Origin of the sequence: Acinetobacter sp. YH12249, from assembly GCF_013417475.1 — a bacterium.
Lineage (GTDB): Bacteria > Pseudomonadota > Gammaproteobacteria > Pseudomonadales > Moraxellaceae > Acinetobacter.
In genome coordinates this window covers 152,375-172,921 of sequence record NZ_VPDX01000004.1, presented here as the reverse complement: position 1 = coordinate 172,921, position 20,547 = coordinate 152,375, and the positions used below count along the sequence as shown (strand labels likewise).

Below are 20,547 nucleotides of genomic sequence, written 5' to 3'. Positions count from 1 at the left end.
GTCAGATAAATATCACTTAAAACAGCGCAATAAGATAGAGACTTTATTCAGTTTATTGAAAGGTCAGTACAATTTAGTGACAAGCAAAGCACGTAGTGTTCATGGATTTCTAGGAGGGATTTACGCGCCCTTGTGTGCATATCAACTGATCCATAAAAATAAGCCAACAATTCAAATTATGAAGTCATCGGCTTAAGCAGGATTCGGGTTATGTAAGAACAATTATCTTATGAATTATTTTGTAGAATTAATTAAAGAAATGTTCTTAAATTTATAACTTGGAAGATATAAATTTTATAACCTTAGAATTTAATTCCTTTAAAGAAAATCTAACTATTTATTGAATAAAATAATGTGGATTAAAAAATAGTTCAAATAGGAACAATAAAAATATTATAGAGCTAAGAATATTTGAACCTTAGCAGATTCTATGCAAGTAGTAGCACAATCAAAATTAATAAATTGTTAAACTTCAAAATTGTGACAAGATGACTCTGAATACAGATCTAATATTCAATTTACCTTATCATCCAGTTATTCCTTGACTGCGAAAACTGTGGTCTACATTTTTGTAGCCTCTCATGCTAAATATACTATTACTGTGTTGGTCTGAGTCTGAACTGGAAACTTTGTGAACGTTGATACATCAATGCTAAATTTGGATCATCACGTTGGATCCACATCTATTGTTAGATTTTTTGAAGGGTTTTATTCAGAAAACCATATTTATATTCAGAGTTAAAACAGGTATCAACATGCAACGCTATGTAAGCGATGTAAATACCTCGAATAAAGATCTAATCAGAATTGAATGACTTAACTAAAGATGCTTTTACATTGACGTATTTGGATACAGCTCAGCGATTGGCTTATTTTATATAAAGGTTAGAGTGATTAATGCAACTTCCAGTGATAGAGACAGTTCTCCAAAGGAGTTTATTCTATGGCTAAATCAAGAGCAAAACACAAGCAGGTTCAGCAAAAGGATAAAAAGGACAGTGCTCAAAATGAAGAGCAACAACAGCAACAGCAGCAACCCTCTAAACCATCTCGTGCGAAAAAGCGTAAATAAAATTTAGACTTGATTCAACAAAACCCTCAGCTGAGGGTTTTGTTATTTTTAAGACTGTTTCCGACAAATAATCTGGAAAAAATATCACTAAAAATAACAGGATTTTGACTTTAAATTTTTCTGTATTCCTTAAGATAAAACGAACCACTCATTAAACGGCAATGCGAGCTATTGTGAAAATTCCCAAAATCCTGCTTTTAATATTTTCCTTAAGTATATTACTTACTGCCTGTCAGCCACCGCCATCAGGTGAGCCAGCGGGCTGGAAAAGCCCGTATCTGTACTGGCAATTAAAAAAAGCTGAGCTGATTAGACCAATAGAAATTCCTGTACAAGGAGTAACAGCACGTCAGATTCAGGATACTTGGGGTGGAGCACGGAGTGAAGGTCGCAAACATGAGGGGACTGATATTTTTGCTCAACGAGGTACACCGGTAGTCAGTGCGACCCAAGGGATCGTCCGCAAGATTGGAACCAATAATTTAGGAGGTAAAGTTATCTGGATTACTGGTCCGAATTTAAGCCAACATTATTATGCACATCTGGAGGATTATGCTGAACATATTCAGGAAGGAGACTGGGTAGAAGCAGGTGAAATCATTGCCTATGTCGGTAATACCGGTAATGCGAAAAATACACCACCACATTTGCATTATGGGATTTATCTCAGTGGGGAAGGTGCAACCAATCCTTATCCTTATTTAAAGGTAGAAGAATTGGAATAAGTGCAGGTGAATGTAAAAAAAATGTAAAAGATCGCCATCTAAAGAATGAAAAGCATAAAATAGCGTATCTCCCGCTTTTCCTGTTTTTATGAGTTTTGCTTATCGACCAGATATCGATGGCCTGAGAGCTATTGCAGTATCATTGGTTATTTTCAATCATCTCGGCTGGTCATTATTTTCTGGCGGCTATATTGGTGTTGATATTTTCTTTGTCATTTCCGGCTATCTCATCACGACCATTCTGACGCGCGATATTGAGTTGCAGCAATTTTCAATTGCGCGGTTTTATAAGAAACGGGTGATCCGTCTGGCACCTGCATATTTTACTGTACTGGCAATTGTCAGCCTAATTGCCTGGCAGGTGATGTTGCCGGGTGAGCTGACGGAATATTTTAAAAGCGTCATGTATGCGACTGTGCTTATTGCCAATCTGTATATGCGGAATGAGGTAGGAGATTATTTCAGCCCGAATGTAGAAAATGTGCCGTTATTACATTTATGGTCATTGGGCGTAGAAGAGCAGTTTTATATTTTCTGGCCGCTCTTGCTATGGCTATTCTTGAGTAAGACCTCGCGTAAATATCTTTGGGTTGTCATTAGTGTATTCATTGTCGCTTTGGTTCTATATGCCCAGCAGCAACTGACTCATAATCCGGCCAAAGCTTATTATAGTATGCCGGTACGAGCATTTGAGTTGTTGATTGGTGCATTGATTAGCTGCTTGCCAAAACCAAATCTGCCAAAAAAACTATTACAGGGATTGGTCTGGGCTGGGGTAAGTGTTCTATTTGCAACTGCAATTTATTTTGATCAGCAAACCCCATTCCCAGGACTGATGGCATTGATCCCGTGTCTTGCAACAGCACTGATTATTTATCTGGGACAATCCATAGCTTCAAGTAATTTATTATTGAGTAATCGTCTTAGTACATGGATTGGTAAAATTTCATATCCTCTGTATCTATGGCACTGGCCGATAATCGTGTTCTTTGGCATTTATATGCTGCCCTTGAATCTGGAAAATCAGATTATTATTGTTTTCCTATCACTTATATGTGCATTTCTGACTTATAAACTGGCTGAAACACCCCTGAAACGCTTTGTGATGGCTGCAAATTATAAAGTGATTATTCTTGGATTTCTGTTACCTGCAGTCAGTTTTATTGCGATCGCCCAAACCATCAAAACACATGAAGGTTTCCCGGAGCGTTTTCCAAAATCGGTGCATGACAAACAGGAAGCATTACACACGTATGCACATGTGATTCGTAGTAACTGCATGGATACCGCGGATCCAAATGTTTTACCCAATGCTCAAGATTGTGTCTTAGGACAATCTAAAGAAGATATTGATTTCCTGTTGATTGGCGATTCGCATGCCAATGCTTATACTGCAATGCTGGATGAATGGGCAAAGGACGCCAATTTACGCGGTTATGATGCAACGCAAAGTTCGACCTTTTATCTGCCAGGTGTGCAGCGATTTGAGTTAAAGCTGAATCAATGGAAAGAACTGACCAAATTCCAAAAACGTAATGATGCTATTACTGCACATCTTAAAGAAACCCATTATCCAATGATTATTCTGGCGGGATCTTATGCGCAGTATTTTGACGATGATGTAAAACTTAAAGATAGTGTCCATCATACTGAGGAAGAGATATTTAAAGCAGGTTTGATAAAAGCCTTAGAAATTGCCCATCAATCTAGTGATCAGGTGGTGCTAATTAATGATGTACCACATCTAGACTGGGAAGGGATTCCATCTGATTGTAATATTCGTAAAGAGATTCTTCATCGAGACGCTTCATGTACAGTTTCTCGAAAAAGTTATGAAGCACATTTAAAGCAATTCAATCAGATTTTGGCAGAAGCAAAACTGAAATATCCGCAATTGAAAATCGTTGATCCAACCAAAGTCATCTGTGATCAGCAGGCATGTAAAACGATGCTGAATGATGTGCCTTTGTATCGTTTTAAGGATGATAATCATCTTAATGATCAGGGTTCACGGCAATTAGGCGTTGAATATCTAAAACAGTTTGGTAACCCGCTTAAAGATTTGAAGAAAGATTAAATGGAATAAAACCACGTTTAATAATGTGGTTTTATCAATTGGGATTTGGGGCATTGACCGATTTTAATCTTTATTTAATTCTTTTCTTCTTGAATAGAAACCGGTTGCTCATTCGTCTTATATTTGGAGGAACGTGTATTCCAGACCAATTGCAAAGTTCCGGCTAATAAAACTAAAGCGGCCAGCATAAACTGTTGATGATAGTTCAATCCTAGATATTGCAGGGCGCTAAAACTTAATCCTCCAATCAGCTGAACAGAGGCAAAACATAGAGTCGCAATACTCCAGAGCTTTTTATAGGCCAGTCCATACAGTTGCAAAATGGTATAAGAGGTAAGGAAAACTACAGCGGGATTCAACATTCCGGTAAAAAAAGAAGAACTGAAAGTGAGGAACGGGTTAGCATTTAAAGTCGCGATAAAAATCGCCAGAATATATACACTATAAAGAATCTTTAGGGCAGTAAAATTGCCAAATTTTCTTGCCAGGACATAAGCAGAAAAAGCACCTAAGGCACTGCCTAATCCATATAGAATCCAGTTAAAGTTAATCCAGAATAAGCTTAATCCTAGTTCATGGCTGAGATAGTCAATCCAGAACAGGGAATGCGGAATATAGGCAAATGCACTACAGGCATAAACCGCCAGTAAACTATAAAAGACTGTATTTAAAGGTACTTGAGCATGATGAGAAACAGATTGTTTAGCTAGATATGGTTTAAATTGTGGTATCAGTAGGCTTAAGCAGATACAAATCATCAGGGCAAACCCACATAAGATCAGCCAGGCCGTACGTATGGAAATCTGGTCAAGATAAGGCAAAAACAGGGTAGCTAATAAAACCCCTAATCCAATCCCGCTAAAACCAATAAAATTGATTTTAAAACGGTCTTTTAAATCACAGCACTGAGCCACGACACTTGGTGACAAAATCATGAGCAGGCCACCACTAATACCGGAAATCACGCGCCAGCTGATATACCAGATTTCAGAAAACCCTGAAAAAGCGCAACAGAATAGGCTAACCATTCCAGCTATTGCAGCAAGCTGGATATAAGTACTCATGCTTCGGTCTTGGGGCAAGCGCATCGCTGCAAAAGCACCCATTAAATAGCCCAGCAGATTGGCACTACCTAAAAGACTGGCAAAACTCGCGCTCCAGGCAAAGGCTTCACGTGTACCAGGTAACAGGGCGGTATAGGAAAAACGCAGAATGCCGATGCCTAAGCACATACTCAGGCAGAGAAAAAGGCTAAGCTTGACCGTATTTGAGGACATCCATGTACTCTTGGATTTTTATATTTGTTCAAAAAATAGCATGAATCATCAAGCTAAAGGAGAAAAGGCTGAATAGATTTTATTAAAAAAAGAAACTCTAGATTAACAGCATGCTTCTATTGTAAATATCTGTAAAGCTTAGCGCGGAACTTTTTAGACAATAAAAAACCGCATTCATGAATGCGGTTTTTTGGAATTAATTTTATAAATTAACGCATTTTTGCCAGGAAACGACCTAAACGGGTAATCGCTTCACGCAGTTCATTTTCTGCTGGCAGGAATACCACACGGAAGTGATCCGGTGTTGGCCAGTTGAAGCCAGTACCTTGAACCAATAGAACTTTTTCGGCACGTAACAGATCAAGCATCAGTTTCTCGTCATCCTCAACTGGATAGATTTCAGGATCAAGACGAGGGAAACAGTACATCGCACCTTCAGGTTTTACACAAGATACCCCTGGAATCTCGTTCAGCATTTCCCAGGCAATATTGCGCTGTTCATATAGGCGGCCACCTGGGCGGATCAGGTCATTAATAGACTGATAGCCACCGAGTGCAGTCTGAATTGCATATTGTGCTTGGTGATTCGCGCAAAGACGCATTGAAGCCAGCATATCTAGGCCTTCAATGTAGTCCATTGCCCGTGATTTATCACCAGTAATCGCCATCCAGCCTGAGCGATAGCCAGCAATACGATAGGCCTTAGATAAACCGTTGAACGATACACATAATTGCTTGCCTGCGAGTGAAGCTACTGACACATGTTCAATGCCATCGTAAACGATCTTGTCATAGATTTCGTCTGCAAACAGGATTAAGTCATATTTCTTCGCCAAATCAACGATTTGCTGTAATACATGACGCGGATAAACCGACCCAGTTGGATTATTCGGGTTGATAATCACGATCCCGCGGGTATTTGGCGTGATTTTGCTTTCCATATCCGCAATATCAGGATACCAGTGATCTTCTTCATCACATTTATAGTGAATCGCAGTACCGCCAGACAGGTTCACTGCCGCAGTCCATAATGGATAATCCGGCATTGGAATCAGCATCTCATCGCCATCATCCAGCAGGCCTTGCATCGCCATTACAATCAGCTCAGATACGCCATTGCCGACATACACGTCGTTCACGTGCATATCCAGAATGCCTTTTTGCTGGTAATACTGGCAGATCGCTTTACGTGCCGGGAAAATTCCTTTGGAATCCGTATAACCAATTGCATTTGGCAGGTTCAGTGCAACATCATTAATGATTTCTTGCGGGGCTTCAAAGCCGAATGGGGCGGGATTTCCGATATTCAGTTTGATAATTTTATGTCCGGCTTCTTCCATCTCGTTGGCCGCTCGTAACACTGGTCCGCGAATGTCGTAGCAAACATGCTCAAGCTTAGACGATTTCTTGATCTCGCGAGGGGGGGTGTTACCAATACCGGACATAATTCCATCCAATTAATTTTTAAGTTAAACCTATAGATTACGCAAATATCACAATCTATGCTGAAATTTCGCTAGAAATTTTTTCATCTCTAGCGTAAATATGGAAGTACTGAAGCATGACATTGAATGTCAAAGATTTAAAGGAGTTAGTGATGGGAAAACTCAATAAAACAGACCGGGAATGGCAAAGAGAGTTATCACCAGAAGAGTTTCGCATTACGCGTGAAAAAGGAACTGAACCGGCATTCACAGGTAAGTACTGGAATACAAAACAGGAAGGGACTTATGTCTGCCGTTGCTGTGGTACACCACTGTTTTCTTCAACCACTAAATATGACAGCGGTTGCGGCTGGCCAAGTTTCTATCGTCCTGTGAGCAGCTCAGTTGTAGAAGAATTACCTGATACTTCACATGGTATGGTGAGAACAGAAATTGTTTGCCATCATTGTGATGCACATTTGGGGCACGTTTTCCCGGATGGTCCGGAACCGACTGGCTTACGTTATTGTGTAAACTCGGCCTCTTTAGAATTACAAACACAAGAAAAAACTGACGAGGAAACTTATCCATGACCAGCATTTATCAGTTTGAAGCTGAGTTGTTAGATGGGAAAAACAAACGGCTTGCAGATTATGAAGGAAAAGTACTTTTAATCGTAAATACCGCGAGTAAATGTGGTTTCACTCCACAATTTGCAGGTCTGGAAAAGCTTTACCAGAAATATAAAGAGCAGGGACTGGAAGTTTTAGGTTTTCCATGCAATCAGTTTGGCGGACAGGATCCAGGTTCAAATGAACAGATCGGGGAATTTTGTCAGAAAAATTATGGGGTTTCTTTCCCAATGTTTTCCAAGGTAGATGTTAAAGGTCCGGAAGCGCATGCAATCTTCCGTTACTTGACCAATAATTCCAAAGGAATTCTAGGAAATGGCATTAAGTGGAATTTCACCAAATTTCTGATTGGTCGTGATGGCAAGGTATTAAACCGTTTTGCACCTACCACCAAACCTGAAGATCTCGAAACAGAAATTGAAAAGGTTTTATAAGTTTATTTGAAATGTCTAATTTCTAATGAATAGAAAATAAGTGAAATAGAAGAATAATTTGTAGCCAAAATCCATAAAAAACCCACTTCTGGAAAGTGGGTTTTTTATTTGTGTTTAGATCTTAAAAGATTAAAGAATCGCTTTTAAACGCTGAATTACCTGTTCACATTGTGCCAGATCAGCCACCAATGCCAGACGCACATGATTTTCACCCGGGTTACCTTGCGTAGTTTCACGAGACAGATAACGGCCTGGCAATACTTTGATATGCGCTTTTTCCATCAACATTTTGGCAAAAGCTTCATCATTGTCCACTTTGAGCCAATAGTAGAAACCCGCATCCGGTTTTTTCAGCGGAAGCAAGTGCCCCAATTCTTTCTGGAACAGATCGAACTTGGCACGATACTGTACCCGGTTTTCTTCTACATGCGCTTCATCACTCCAGGCTGCAATTGATGCTAACTGGTGTTGCACCGGCATCGCTGCACCGTGATAAGTACGGTATTGCAGATAAGGTTTGAGTAAAGTGGCATCACCTGCAACAAAGCCTGAACGCATGCCTGGCAGGTTGGAGCGTTTAGATAGAGAATGGAAAACGACACAGTTTTTATAGTCATCTCGGCCAATCTCGGCACACACTTCCAGTAAACCTGTCGGTGCTTCATTAAACCAGAGTTCTGAATAGCATTCATCAGAAGCAATGACAAAATCATATTTGTCTGACAGTGCAATCAGCTTTTTAAACTGCTCTTTAGAAAGAACAGCACCTGTTGGGTTGCCCGGTGTACACACAAATAACAGGGCAGTTTTTTCCCAGACTTCAGCCGGAACTGAATCAAAGTCGCCTAAGTAGTCATTTTCTTCAGTACAGTTAATGAAATAAGGTTTTGCACCTGCAAGCAGGGTAGCACCTTCATAAATCTGGTAGAAAGGGTTTGGCATCACCACATAAGGCGCATCTTCACGATTAATCAGCGCCTGAACAAAAGAAAAGATTGCTTCACGGGTACCAGAGACCGGTAATACATTGCTGTCTGCACTGATGCTATTCAGTTTAAAACGACGAGTCAGCCAGTTGGCAATGCTTTCTCGTAATTCAGGTAAGCCTTTGCTGTTCGGATAAGTCGATAGATGCTGAAAATTATCAATAATCGCCTGTTTCACAAACTCGGGTGCTGGATGCTTTGGTTCACCAATTGAAAGGGGAATCAAAGGCATATTCGCAGGCTGGATATCCGCAAAAAGTTTATTCAACTTTTCAAACGGATATGGATGCAATAAAGACAAGCTAGAGTTCATGAATGTGTTACCGAGCAGTGTGTTAGTGTTGAGCATTGACCTGATGTGAGGCCTCATCTAGAGCAGCTTTTAATGCCGCTGCAAAATTGTCAGACTCTATTTGGGTCATTGGGCTGCCATCTTTTTTGGTGACAAAGAAAATATCTTCAGCACGTTCGCCAAGCGTAGCAATTTTGGCAGAGTGAATATCCAGACCCTGCATCATAAATAAACCGCCAATTTTCGCAAGTAAACCAGGATGGTCAAGTGTCGCAATTTCAACCATATTCTGGTTTAAAGCTTCATTAAGGGTGATATCGACGGTATTTTCAATATCAAAATGACGTAACTGACGCGGAATCCGGCGCTGCATCAGACCTGGATATTCATCAGAATGACTTAAGGCATCCTGTAAGGCTTCAATGACGGTAGCTTCACGTTCCGGATCGGTCAGAAGGGTGCCAAAACGGTCAAGGACAACATAGGTATCCAGACTGAAAGCTTTGGTTGCGGTAATAATCCGGGCATCCTGAACGTCCAGATTCATGCGATCCAGAACAGCAACCGTGGTAGCGAACAGATTTGGTTTGTCTTGGGTATAGATGAAGATCTGCACGGCATCCTGTGCATATTTACGATGTGCACGCATTAATACCAATGGTGCAGGATTATCGCCATGTTCCAGAATGGCGCGGGTATGCCAGGCGATTTCATCGGCAGATTCTTTCAGGAAGTAGTCATCGCCCAGTTCCTGCCAGACTTTTTCAACGTCATAAAGCGAGAAATGTTCTACCAGACGTTCACTGGCTTCGAATTTGGTATCTTCAATCAGCATCTGATAATCAACCGGACGACCAAGACCGGAACGGATGACATCACGCGCATGCGTATAGAGTTGACGCATCAAAGATGAACGCCAGGTATTCCAGAGTTTTGGATTGGTCGCATTAATATCTGCCACGGTTAGGGTATACAGATAATCCAGATGCTCCATATCTCCCATTTTTTCAGCAAATTCTTTGACCACATCCGGATCGGAAATGTCTTTTTTCTGTGAGGTCACTGACATGGACAAATGGTTTTCAATCAGCCAGGCAACCAGATTGCATTCACGTTCGGTAAAGCCATGGGTACGGCAGAACTGAATCGCATCGGCTGCACCAAGCTCACTATGATCACCGCCACGACCTTTGGCAATGTCATGGAAAATAGCCGCTAGATAAACAATGTCACGACGTGCCAGACGCTGGAACACGGAGCTGACCACTGGGAATTCTTTGGCAAATTCGGGTTCTTTGAAGCGGTTCAGATTGCGGATCAAGAGCAGGGTATGTGCATCCACGGTATAGATATGGAACAGGTCATATTGCATCAAGCCGGTAATCTGTCCGAAAGCCGGAATATATTTGCCCAGAACACCATAACGTTTCATCGCAACTAGCGTTTCGTACAGGCGATGCGGTGAACGAATGATGGCCATAAACAGGGCTTGGTGTACCGGATTATCACGGAAATCCTGATCAATACGTTTAGCTGCCAGAGTAAGCAGACGTAAAGTACGCGCGCGAATACCCTCAATTTCAGGACGATTGGCCAGCAAATAGAAGATTTCCAGAATGGCACTTGGCTTTTCCGAGAAAATCTTGTGATGTTGAACTGCTAACTTGCCATCGACCAGTTTAAAGTTTTCATTAATTTCTTCAATCTGGCGTTCATATTGGGGTAAACGTGGGGTAATGACTGATTCATTAAAATAAGCCAGTAGCATTTCATTCAGAGTCGAAACCTGCTGCGCGCTACGGTAATAGCGCTTCATGAACTGTTCGATTGGATAGTTCGGTGACTGACCTTCTTCACGGGTATAGCCAAACATCGCTGCAATATCCCGTTGATAATCAAACAGCAAGCGGTTTTCATCGCGCTTGGTCAGGCGGTGTAAATGATGACGAATTTCCCAGAGAAAGCTTTCAGCTTCTTCGAGTACGGCAAGTTCAAACTCTGAAATAAAGCCCAGATGCACCAGGTCATAAATACGGTTGACACGGAAATGACGTTTGGCAATCCAGCCAATCTGATTAATATCACGGATACCGCCCGGTGCATTTTTAATATCCGGTTCCAGATTGCTTTCAGTATTATTGTGCTGAGCATAGCGTTTGTGCTGCTCGTCCATTTTCGCATCAAAAAAGGTTTTATCTGTCCAGGTTTGTGACACGATCCGGCGTGGCCACTTGGTTAAATTTTCATTACCAATGATTAGACGTGCCTCGATTAAGGACGTCGCTACAGTAAGGTCACTGCTGGCCTGATTGACACATTCATTGATAGTACGGACACTGATGCCCGGTTTGAAATTACCGACATCCCAAAGCGAAGAAATAAAGCTGGAGATCAGCTTTTCCTGCTCTGAAGTGAAATCATCTTCTGAGAGGATCATGATATCGACATCTGAATATGGCAGCATTTCGCGGCGGCCATAACCGCCGACTGCAAAAAGCGCCAAATCAGTCTGATCCAGTCCAGCATGATTCCATAAGAATTGCAGAGCTTCATCAATCAGGTTAGAACGGGCCTGAATGATGTCACGGATGGACTGTCCATTTTCAAAACATTCCTGAAGCTGATTTTCTACATCGCTACGCCATTGATTGATCGCTTTGATGTCATTGTGACTTTTTATGTAATTCAGCAGCGGGGAGGTATTGATCATGAACAGGGGTCCGTTTTATTTACTTAATTTTGATTCACATTAACTTGGTCAGCAACCTGTTGAGCCAGCTCGCGAGCCTGTTCAATGCTTTCAGCACGCGCAGTCGCGACACCCATACGGCGGCGTTTAAAACCTTCAGGTTTACCAAACAGGCGTAAATCGGTATCGGCATGGGCTAAAGCAAGATTCAGGCCAGAAAATGAAAGATTGCGATCATCGACACCTGCGTAAATCACGGCACTGGCAGCCACACTATGGCGAGCTGTATTGACTGGTAAGCCTAAAATAGCACGGGCATGCAGTTCAAATTCACTCTGGAACTGGGAAGCCAAAGTGACCAGACCAGTGTCATGCGGGCGAGGTGAAACCTCACTAAACCATACTTTGTCGCCTTTGACAAAGAGTTCTACACCAAAAATGCCGCAACCGCCCAATGCCGTGGTGACTTTATTGGCGATACGTTTTGATTCTTCCAGAGCAGCTGGGCTCATTGGCTGAGGCTGCCAGCTTTCTACATAGTCGCCTGAGTCCTGACGGTGTCCGATTGGATCACAGTATGAGGTTTCGATTTCGCCAGTTTGAGGATTCTTAGCCCGCACAGTAAGCAGGGTAATTTCAAAATCAAAATCAATCTGTGATTCGACAATCACTTTGCCCTGATTAACTCGACCACCTGTTTGCGCATATTCCCAAGCAGCATCGACTTCTTCAAAACTTTTCACGCGAGATTGGCCTTTACCTGAAGAAGACATCACCGGCTTCACAAAGTTTGGATAACCAATGTCATCACAGGCTGCGCGGAAAGATTCCAGAGAATCGGCAAAGCGATAAGCAGAGGTCGGTAAGCCTAGTTCTTCAGCCGCCAGACGACGAATGCCTTCACGGTTCATGGTCAGGTTCACTGCTTTAGCTGAAGGAATTACGGTTGCAATATTCTGTTCTTCAATTTCAACCAGCACTTCGGTCGCAATCGCTTCAATTTCAGGAACAATGAGATGCGGCTGAATTTTTTGAATAAGCTGTTTGAGTTCCGCTGCATCTGCCATATTTAAGGCATAAGAAAAATGTGCCACCTGCATGGCAGGAGCATCTGCATAACGATCTGCAGCATGAACTTCTACACCTAAACGTTGCAAGGAAATCACCACTTCCTTACCTAGTTCTCCTGAACCTAGCAATAGAACTTTAAAAGCTGAAGATTGAAGAGGAGTACCAATAGTCACGTTCATGTGTATTATCCATGCTTGATTTTATGGACTTTTAGCATAACAGAACTCAATGCCGAGATAAGCCGAGTTTCATACAAAATTGTGATATTAGCCAGCAGTTTTATTTATAAAAGTTTATAGAGAATTGCATCTGAAATCAGGCAGTTCGCTTTACTGTATTTTTCACCGGGTTTAAATGATAAATCCGGTTTTGCGGATTGAGTTTTTCCATATGCAAAATTTGCTTGTCATTGAGCTGAAGTTGATAGAGAAGTTTCAGACTTTGTATTCTCTTAAAGGCATAAAAGGGAATGACAAAAGGACAGATAAAACCAAATATCCATAGCAATAAACCAAATCCTGAAAATTGCAGTGCATCTAAGAATACAGTGAAAAAGTGGAATTGATGATTTGACACTGCGACAAGTGCAAAAAATAGAAACAGTAAAATTATACTAAAGCAAAATACATAAATGAGATTTGGAATGCCTTTATGTAACAGGCTCCATCGGCTAAAAATGATTTGTTTAGGATGCAGATGGATCACCTGTTGAGTCTGGTTATATAGGACAACGATTTTATTTTTGCCATGCTTCTGAATATAAATGACACGGACATGATCTGAGGGTTCAGCAACCACTTCTACAAAATGACCAGTAAAATTCTGTGCATTGATAAAACATTCAAAATAACAGCCGGGTAATTCGTATTGATTAAAAATAGCTAACATTTCATCACGTCGATGATGAATAAAAATTTTCCCTTCAATCATTTGCTTTGGCTCGAACATGCCAATATTTTCCTTATTTTTCTTCTTATATCAAAAAGACTTATGCATTTAATTTAGCATAAGTCTTGAATGAGATTTCTAATTTACTAAAAGGCTTAAAAAGGCATGGGGATATAGGTATAAATCAGACCATAGGTTAAAGCAGCAGTTAAGGTCGCCATGACAATTTTCTTGAACTTGAAATACAGTCCAGCGAGTACAATAAAACCGATCAGCATGGCAAAGCTTTTATCTGGCGTTTCCAATAAGGGCGGTAAGGTCGCCACAACCAGCATGGAACTGATGGCAGCAATTCCAATCGAACCCAAGGCAATTTTCAACCATAGCGCACCACGTTTTTGCGAACCCTGCTGAAATTTTTGAATCACATAGAATGGACCAAAACGTGAGGCAAAATTGGCAATCCCGACAATAATCCCGACCAAAATAATTTCAAGATTCATGATTGATCTCCTGCATATTCAGGATCTGGTTTTTTCAGCACATAGTGCTTGAACAGGCCGGCCAAAATGCCGGAACTGATGCCGATAAAGATCGCAGCGGACAGATCGATAAAATAACAGGCAACTGCTGAGACAATAATCGTGATGGTCACCACAAAGGTGTGTTTCTTTTCAAAGGCTGCCAATAAGAAACTTAAGAACAGGGCAGGTAGCAGGAAATCTAAAGCCGCCTGCAAGAATTGTGGCAAATTACTGACCTGATCAGCAAATAATCCACCTAAAAATGAACCTGTCGCCCAAGACAGCCAGCTAAACAGACTTAGACCTAACATCCATGATTCTGACCATTCTTGGCGCCGTTGCGACAGCTTGATCATACCTGAAGCAAAGACTTCATCAGTAAGACCCCAAGCCCAGACTGCGGTTTTCTTCAGGTTTAAACGATCTTGGATCAGGTTTTGTAAAGCTGGGCCGTATAAAAGATGGCGAATGTCCAAAGCAATCACGGTCAATGCAGTCATCCAGATCGAAGTACCGCTACCAAGTAACGCTACAACTAAAAACTGACTGGCACCGGCATACATGGAGCAGGACAGAAATAAGGCTTCCCAGGCAGTAAAGCCGAACTGGGTGGCAGAAACGCCAAAGGCAAAGGAGACCGGAAGGTAAGTAAATATAATGGCCTGGCTATCTTTGGCACCTTGCCAGAAACCGGCAGGTTGCATCGCTACTGGATTGTGGTCAGACACAAAACACCTTGAGGGAGAGAGTTAAAACAGGGATTAAATCAAGATTGTGTATTGTACGCGAATTTACTAGCATAGTGCCGAAATGTTTAACTGGCGATTCTGATATGTTGATGTTCAAGACACGTGCAATGCTGGTCGGTGTTTTAATCGGCAGCACCTTATTTCTTCAAGCTTGTGGAAATGACAGTCAAGCGCCAAAAGCCGAAATTAAAGCGGCACCTAAACTCTCCAATGATGCGACCACTTATGCCAATGCTGCATGGCAATTCATGAATGAAGTCGATCCGCTGGTTTATAACAAGGAAATGGAACAGATAGATGCTCAGGTACGTCAACCGGCCCGTAAATTGAGTACTGACTGGCGCATTAATGTGAAAATGACTGACTCAGTGACGGAAGGAAAATATGCCTTATGTCGCAAGGCGTTAACCAGTCTGGAAATCTGGGCACGTAGCACCGTTGAAAATAGCAGTAGCGTGGCACAGAAACAGGCCGACTATGAGCGTGATAAACAGCAATGTCAGGGAGCTATTGCTCATCCTGAACTGGGAAATACTGATCCAAAGCAGAAAGGTAATGCAGTAGCTGAACAGTCTTAATCGGGTTTTATAATCTTCAGGCGGGACTTCGGTTCCGCTTTTTTGTTATAAAAAACGATTCTATTTATATAAATAAACAATAATTAAAATCAAAAAGATTGCCCTGAATCATTAAAAAAGTCCTATAATTAACTCATAATCAAGCGATTTAGAGATAAAAGTTAATTTTTGGAGTCATTTTAAATGTTTAATAAATTGTTTTTAGCGATAAGTATGAGTGCTGTTTTAGTAAGTGGAGTACAAGCTTCTCATGCGTGTGAAGTGGCACCATGTACCAATGGCTTCGATAGCGTCAATGTCTGTGAATTGCGTTCTTAAATTTTAAATCCATCTCCCTATAGAAAAAATTAAACAGCAAAAATTAAAAGAAGCCTCAGAATAAGGCTTCCCATACAATAGACGATCATGTCTTAAAGCAACATGAACAGACGTTCTAGATACAACACTGCTCCGCCCAAAAGTATACTGAGGCCGCAGAGCAAACGTAAAGAGTGCCAAGACATGAGATTACGTCCTACTGTGTTCATTTATGTTGAAAGTGCTTCTAGATAACGGCGATTCACTTCCTTCCAGTTCACAACATTAAAGAAAGCGGCAATATATTCAGGACGACGGTTCTGGTATTTCAAATAGTACGCATGTTCCCAGACATCCAGACCTAGAATCGGGGTATTGCCATGCATGAGTGGTGAGTCCTGATTGGCGCTGCTTTCTATGATAATGGTTTGATCAGGTGCCACGCTGAGCCAGGCCCATCCGCTACCAAAACGGGTCAGGGCTGCCTTGGTAAAAGCTTCTTTAAAGGCTTCAAAGCCGCCAAGCTCCTTGTCGATCGCCTGTGCAATTTCACCTTGAGGATTGCCACCTCCACTTGGACTCATTACTGTCCAGAACAGGGAATGGTTGGCATGACCGCCGCCATTATTAATCACATTATTTTTCAAATCTTCAGGTACCTGATTGGCTTTGCTCACCAGTTCTTCTACAGAAAGATCTTCCCATTCTGTGCCTTCAATACCTGCATTGATGTTGTTGATATAAGTTTGATGGTGCTTGGCATGGTGGATTTCCATGGTTTTAGCATCAATATGCGGTTCCAATGCATCATAAGCATAAGGGAGTTCGGGAAGGGTATAGCTCATTTTTAATTGTCCTTAAGCGTGATTGAGTGAGTGGAATTCTCGACTAAATTTTAAAATACGCTTGAGTTGTATTAAATACAATGAGAATTATTATCATTAATGTTATGGGAAGAGATTTTTATAAATAGGATGTAAAGATGCGTATGAGAATAGCAAGAAGCCAAATTTAGTAACAAAAAAGCCCCAGATTTGGGGCTTTTCTTTGGCTTCAACTTATACGTTGAAACGGAAGTGCAGAACGTCACCGTCCTGAACGATATAAGTTTTACCCTCTAGACGCCATTTACCTGCTTCTTTAGCGCCAGCTTCGCCGTTATACTGTACAAAATCATCATAAGCAATACATTCTGCACGGATAAAGCCTTTTTCGAAGTCAGTGTGAATGACACCCGCTGCCTGAGGCGCAGTAGCGCCGACTTTAACCGTCCAGGCGCGAACTTCCTGTACACCGGCAGTGAAGTAAGTTTGTAGGCCAAGCAGTGAATAACCTGCGCGGATTACCACGTTCAGACCTGGCTCTTCCATACCCATTGCTTCCAGGAATTCAGCACGGTCTTCATCTTCAAGCAATGAAATTTCAGCTTCAATCTGGTTGCAAAGCGGAACCACGATTGCATTTTCAGCAGCTGCCAGTTCACGTACCGCATCGAGGTGCGGATTATTTTCAAAACCGTCTTCTGCCACGTTAGCGATGTACATCGTTGGTTTAAGTGTTAATAGACCAAAGCCACGAACCAGTTTACGTTCATCATCATCCAGATTTGCTGCACGGGCAGGTTTGCCTTCATCTAGAAGAGGTAGGATTTTTTCAAGAACGGCTTTAGTGGCTACAGCTTCTTTATCGCCACCTTTTGCAGACTTTGCCAGACGAGTCACTGCTTTAGTCACAGTTTCAAGGTCAGCTAGAGCAAGTTCAGTGTTAATCGTTGCGATGTCATCAAGCGGATCAATTTTACCGTTGACGTGAATCACGTTTTCATCTTCGAAACAACGAACAACATGAGCAATTGCATCAGTTTCACGGATATTCGCCAGGAACTGGTTACCCAGACCTTCGCCTTTAGATGCACCAGCAACCAGACCCGCGATGTCCACGAATTCCATGGTAGTTGGTACCACGCGTTGTGGTTTTACGATTTCAGCAAGTTTATCCAAGCGTGGATCTGGTACAGGCACGATACCGGTGTTTGGTTCAATCGTACAGAATGGGAAGTTTTCCGCAGCAATTGCAGCTTTAGTTAATGCATTGAAAAGCGTAGATTTACCAACGTTAGGCAGGCCTACAATACCACAATTAAAACCCATGAAATAACTCACAAAGCGTTATATAAAAATTGCCAGTGATTTTACATGAAAGCCATGACAAAGTCAGGTCATGGCTGGGTGCTTTGTTGAAAACTTATGAAATAGATGTTTTTAAATTTTACGTTTATCGAGCTGATTCGATAGGGTGTCACCAGTGGCCTGAACCAGCATGACCAGAATCACCAGCACCACAATCACCGCCAGCATGATCTGCATGTCAAAACGCTGATAGCCATAACGGTAGGCAATGTCGCCCAGACCACCGGCACCAATAGCACCGGCAATTGCTGATGAGTTAATCATGGTCACCAAAGTGACGGTAAAACCGGCCACAATCCCTGGTAAAGCTTCAGGTAATAGCACATACCAGATAATTTGCTTACGGTTACAGCCAATCGCTTGAGCCGCTTCAATCAGTCCCTGATCGACTTCACGTAAACTCACTTCAGCAATACGCGCAAAGAAAGGAGTCGCGGCCAACGTTAAAGGTACAACTGCTGCCCAGACGCCATAGCTGGTGCCTACAATCCAGCGGGTAAGGGGAATTAAAGCGACCATTAAAATCAGGAAAGGCACCGAACGGGTAATATTTACAATCCAGCCCAGAGCCTGATTAATGGGTTTGGATGGATAGATCCCGTGTTCAGATGTACTGACCAGTACTACTGCCATCGGTAAACCAATCAGAAAGGCAACGATTGCGGATACACCAACCATGATGAGGGTATCGGTGGTTCCTGTTAGTAATAAATCAATGAGTTGGTCGTGCATAGCCAATCACCTCAATCTGTGCAATGTGTTGTTTTAGTTTTTGCTGAAGTAAGTCAGTATCCAGGTTTAGATCGGCAACTGCGACAATCAGGCTACCGACCAGATGATTTTGGATGCTGTCGATATGACTTTGATAGAGATGCACCGGATGCTCGAACTGTTCGAAAATCACTTTCAAATCTGGGGAATGCTGAACACTAGAGGCATAGCGCAGTTTGATAATGCTATGCGTGGTATCTGTTGTTACTTCAGGACTAATCGCAAATGGTAATTCCAGTTGTTCCAGATTCAGCAGTTCCTGGGTGATCTGTTGCTGTGGGTTAGAGAATACAGACCAGACTTCACCGGATTCGACAATTTCACCTTTTTCAATCACGACGACTTGATCGCAAATTTCACGGATCACTTGCATTTCATGGGTGATCAGCACAATGGTAATACCAAGTTTCTGATTGATTTCTTTTAACAGTGATAACACCACGGAAGTGCTTTCCGGATCCAGTGCAGAAGTGGCTTCATCACAGAGTAGAATTTCCGGGTGATGCACCAGCGCGCGGGCAATACCGACACGCTGTTTTTGGCCACCGGATAGCTGAGAAGGGTAGTTCTGAGCCTTATCGCTTAAGCCGACCAGTTGCAGCACTTCGTTTACACGCGCATCAATGTCTGATTTTTTATAATTTGCAACTTTTAAAGGCAGAGCTACATTTTCCCAGACGGTTTTGGCAGACATCAGGTTGAAGTGCTGAAAAATCATGCCAATACGCTGACGAAGCTGGATCAGTTCAGCATGGGTTAAGCCAGCCAAATCCTGCTGATGGATATGGATATGACCTTCGCTGATCTGTTCCAGACCATTTAGGGTACGTAGCAGCGAGGATTTCCCCGCACCACTTTTCCCGATAATCCCGAAGATCTTGCCTTCAGGAATATCCAGATTGATGTTTTTCAAGGCATGTACCGATTTGCCTTGTACCTCATAGTATTTATTCAGGTCACGGATTTTGATATGTGGGACGGAAAACGCCATCTGAGAACCAAAACTCACCATAGTATTCACCTTATTTCTAGCCTTCAAACCACATACCAGTACCAAAATCCTGGTCCAGAATTGCTTTGACTTTTTCAGAATTCTGGAAAGCTTTTACGAAAGTCGCCAGTTTCTGGTTTTTATCTTCGTAGTCTTTGCGTGTCACAAACAGAATGGCGTATTTCTTGTCGATTGGATCCAGGAACAGAGCATCATGTGGATCTGCTGCTTTAGCAAGTTTTAGATAATGTGGATAACCAAAGATCAGATCAGCTTCATTCAAGGCATGTGCCGTTTGTGGGCCTTCAACTTCAATAAACTGCAACTGTTTAGGATTATTCTTGATGTCTTTAACGGTTGATAATTCATTGTTGATATTTTTCAGTTCAATCAGTTTTGCACGGTTAAGAAGGATCAAGGCACGTGCCAGATTCACCGGATCATTTGGAATGACCACACGGGCATTTTGTGGTAACTCATCCAGCGATTTATATTTCTTAGAATATAAACCGACATGGCTACCCGTACCGGGCGCGAAACTATGTAGATCGAAGTTGGTTTCGCGAATGACATTTCCTAAGTACACACTTTGCTGGAAAAAGTTAGCATCGATGTCGCCATTCTGTACCGCGACATTGGGTGCATGCCAGTCGGAAAATTCAACCAGTTTCACATTAATACCTTGCGGTTTCAGTTCATCAGCCACACTTTGCAATAAGTCTGCATAAGGTGGGCTAATGCCAATGGTCAGTACATCCTCCTGCTGCTGACCCTTGGTCCAACGGTAAGCCGCCAGACCGAGAATCAGTGCCAAAATGACACCGTCAATGATCCACTTCTTTGCATTCGAATTTGACGAATTTACTTGTGTCATCATCGCA

At 42.1% G+C, this 20,547-nt stretch carries 19 protein-coding genes and 1 pseudogene; 7 read left to right on the top strand and 13 right to left on the bottom strand.

Annotation, left to right across the window (positions count from 1 at the left end; translation table 11 throughout):
- The 4 genes and pseudogenes from FTV25_RS04045 to FTV25_RS04035 all read left to right on the top strand — a co-directional run.
- A pseudogene (locus tag FTV25_RS04045) lies at positions 1-196 on the top strand (IS982 family transposase); the annotation flags it as partial.
- Between the two features lie 747 nt (positions 197-943).
- Positions 944-1,072, top strand: a complete 129-nt coding sequence (locus FTV25_RS16040; protein ID WP_004784138.1) for a hypothetical protein — start codon at positions 944-946, stop codon at positions 1,070-1,072.
- 161 nt (positions 1,073-1,233) lie between these two features.
- Positions 1,234-1,797, top strand: coding sequence for a M23 family metallopeptidase (locus tag FTV25_RS04040; RefSeq protein ID WP_180002163.1), 564 nt, complete (start codon positions 1,234-1,236; stop codon positions 1,795-1,797).
- An 88-nt stretch (positions 1,798-1,885) separates the two neighbouring features.
- Positions 1,886-3,874: an acyltransferase family protein gene (locus FTV25_RS04035; protein ID WP_180002164.1), complete on the top strand. Its 1,989-nt coding sequence runs from the start codon at positions 1,886-1,888 to the stop codon at positions 3,872-3,874.
- A gap of 74 nt (positions 3,875-3,948) precedes the next feature.
- Here the strand turns inward: FTV25_RS04035 and FTV25_RS04030 are convergent, their stop codons facing one another.
- The gene (locus FTV25_RS04030) at positions 3,949-5,151 is read right to left on the bottom strand and encodes a YbfB/YjiJ family MFS transporter (protein WP_180002165.1); all 1,203 of its coding nucleotides are present in this window, start codon (positions 5,149-5,151) and stop codon (positions 3,949-3,951) included.
- Positions 5,152-5,360: 209 nt separating this feature from the next.
- Entirely contained in the window at positions 5,361-6,596 is a 1,236-nt protein-coding gene (locus FTV25_RS04025; protein WP_004784132.1) for a pyridoxal phosphate-dependent aminotransferase, read from the bottom strand.
- 152 nt (positions 6,597-6,748) lie between these two features.
- Between FTV25_RS04025 and msrB the strand changes: the two genes are divergently transcribed.
- Both msrB and FTV25_RS04015 read left to right on the top strand, forming a co-directional pair.
- Positions 6,749-7,168, top strand: a complete 420-nt coding sequence (gene msrB, locus FTV25_RS04020) for a peptide-methionine (R)-S-oxide reductase MsrB (protein ID WP_004784131.1) — start codon at positions 6,749-6,751, stop codon at positions 7,166-7,168.
- Positions 7,165-7,641 (top strand): glutathione peroxidase, encoded by a 477-nt coding sequence (locus tag FTV25_RS04015; RefSeq protein ID WP_004784130.1) that lies wholly within the window; start codon positions 7,165-7,167, stop codon positions 7,639-7,641. Before msrB ends, FTV25_RS04015 begins: the two co-directional genes overlap by 4 nt.
- A gap of 129 nt (positions 7,642-7,770) precedes the next feature.
- Here FTV25_RS04015 and dapC read toward each other — a convergent pair whose 3' ends face one another.
- The 6 genes from dapC to FTV25_RS03985 form a co-directional block, all read right to left on the bottom strand.
- The gene (gene dapC / locus FTV25_RS04010) at positions 7,771-8,940 is read right to left on the bottom strand and encodes a succinyldiaminopimelate transaminase (protein WP_180002166.1); all 1,170 of its coding nucleotides are present in this window, start codon (positions 8,938-8,940) and stop codon (positions 7,771-7,773) included.
- A gap of 22 nt (positions 8,941-8,962) precedes the next feature.
- The gene (glnD, locus tag FTV25_RS04005; RefSeq protein WP_180002167.1) at positions 8,963-11,629 is read right to left on the bottom strand and encodes a [protein-PII] uridylyltransferase; all 2,667 of its coding nucleotides are present in this window, start codon (positions 11,627-11,629) and stop codon (positions 8,963-8,965) included.
- A gap of 23 nt (positions 11,630-11,652) precedes the next feature.
- Positions 11,653-12,867: a formate-dependent phosphoribosylglycinamide formyltransferase gene (gene purT, locus FTV25_RS04000; RefSeq protein ID WP_180002242.1), complete on the bottom strand. Its 1,215-nt coding sequence runs from the start codon at positions 12,865-12,867 to the stop codon at positions 11,653-11,655.
- 127 nt (positions 12,868-12,994) lie between these two features.
- A complete protein-coding gene (locus tag FTV25_RS03995; protein WP_218947786.1) occupies positions 12,995-13,627 on the bottom strand; it encodes a hypothetical protein in 633 nt (210 codons plus the stop codon).
- A gap of 95 nt (positions 13,628-13,722) precedes the next feature.
- Positions 13,723-14,070 carry an L-valine transporter subunit YgaH gene (gene ygaH, locus FTV25_RS03990; RefSeq protein ID WP_163169516.1) on the bottom strand — a complete coding sequence of 116 codons (348 nt, stop codon included), beginning with the start codon at positions 14,068-14,070 and terminating at the stop codon, positions 13,723-13,725.
- Entirely contained in the window at positions 14,067-14,795 is a 729-nt protein-coding gene (locus FTV25_RS03985; RefSeq protein WP_171505577.1) for an AzlC family ABC transporter permease, read from the bottom strand. Before FTV25_RS03985 ends, ygaH begins: the two co-directional genes overlap by 4 nt.
- A 128-nt stretch (positions 14,796-14,923) precedes the next feature.
- Here FTV25_RS03985 and FTV25_RS03980 point away from each other — a divergent pair, with 128 nt between their 5' ends.
- Complete coding sequence (locus FTV25_RS03980) at positions 14,924-15,418, top strand: hypothetical protein (protein ID WP_159123256.1); 495 nt, start codon at positions 14,924-14,926, stop codon at positions 15,416-15,418.
- Positions 15,419-15,945: 527 nt separating this feature from the next.
- On the opposite strand, the gene FTV25_RS03975 is transcribed toward FTV25_RS03980, so the two are convergent.
- The 5 genes from FTV25_RS03975 to FTV25_RS03955 form a co-directional block, all read right to left on the bottom strand.
- Positions 15,946-16,560, bottom strand: coding sequence for a superoxide dismutase (locus FTV25_RS03975; protein WP_180002169.1), 615 nt, complete (start codon positions 16,558-16,560; stop codon positions 15,946-15,948).
- 213 nt (positions 16,561-16,773) lie between these two features.
- Positions 16,774-17,865 (bottom strand): redox-regulated ATPase YchF, encoded by a 1,092-nt coding sequence (ychF, locus tag FTV25_RS03970; RefSeq protein ID WP_179993080.1) that lies wholly within the window; start codon positions 17,863-17,865, stop codon positions 16,774-16,776.
- A 111-nt stretch (positions 17,866-17,976) separates the two neighbouring features.
- Positions 17,977-18,636, bottom strand: coding sequence for a methionine ABC transporter permease (locus FTV25_RS03965; protein ID WP_163169519.1), 660 nt, complete (start codon positions 18,634-18,636; stop codon positions 17,977-17,979).
- Positions 18,617-19,687, bottom strand: coding sequence for a methionine ABC transporter ATP-binding protein (locus tag FTV25_RS03960; protein WP_180002243.1), 1,071 nt, complete (start codon positions 19,685-19,687; stop codon positions 18,617-18,619). Before FTV25_RS03960 ends, FTV25_RS03965 begins: the two co-directional genes overlap by 20 nt.
- 16 nt (positions 19,688-19,703) lie before the next feature.
- Positions 19,704-20,540, bottom strand: coding sequence for a MetQ/NlpA family ABC transporter substrate-binding protein (locus tag FTV25_RS03955; protein WP_180002170.1), 837 nt, complete (start codon positions 20,538-20,540; stop codon positions 19,704-19,706).
- Positions 20,541-20,547 lie beyond the last annotated feature (7 nt).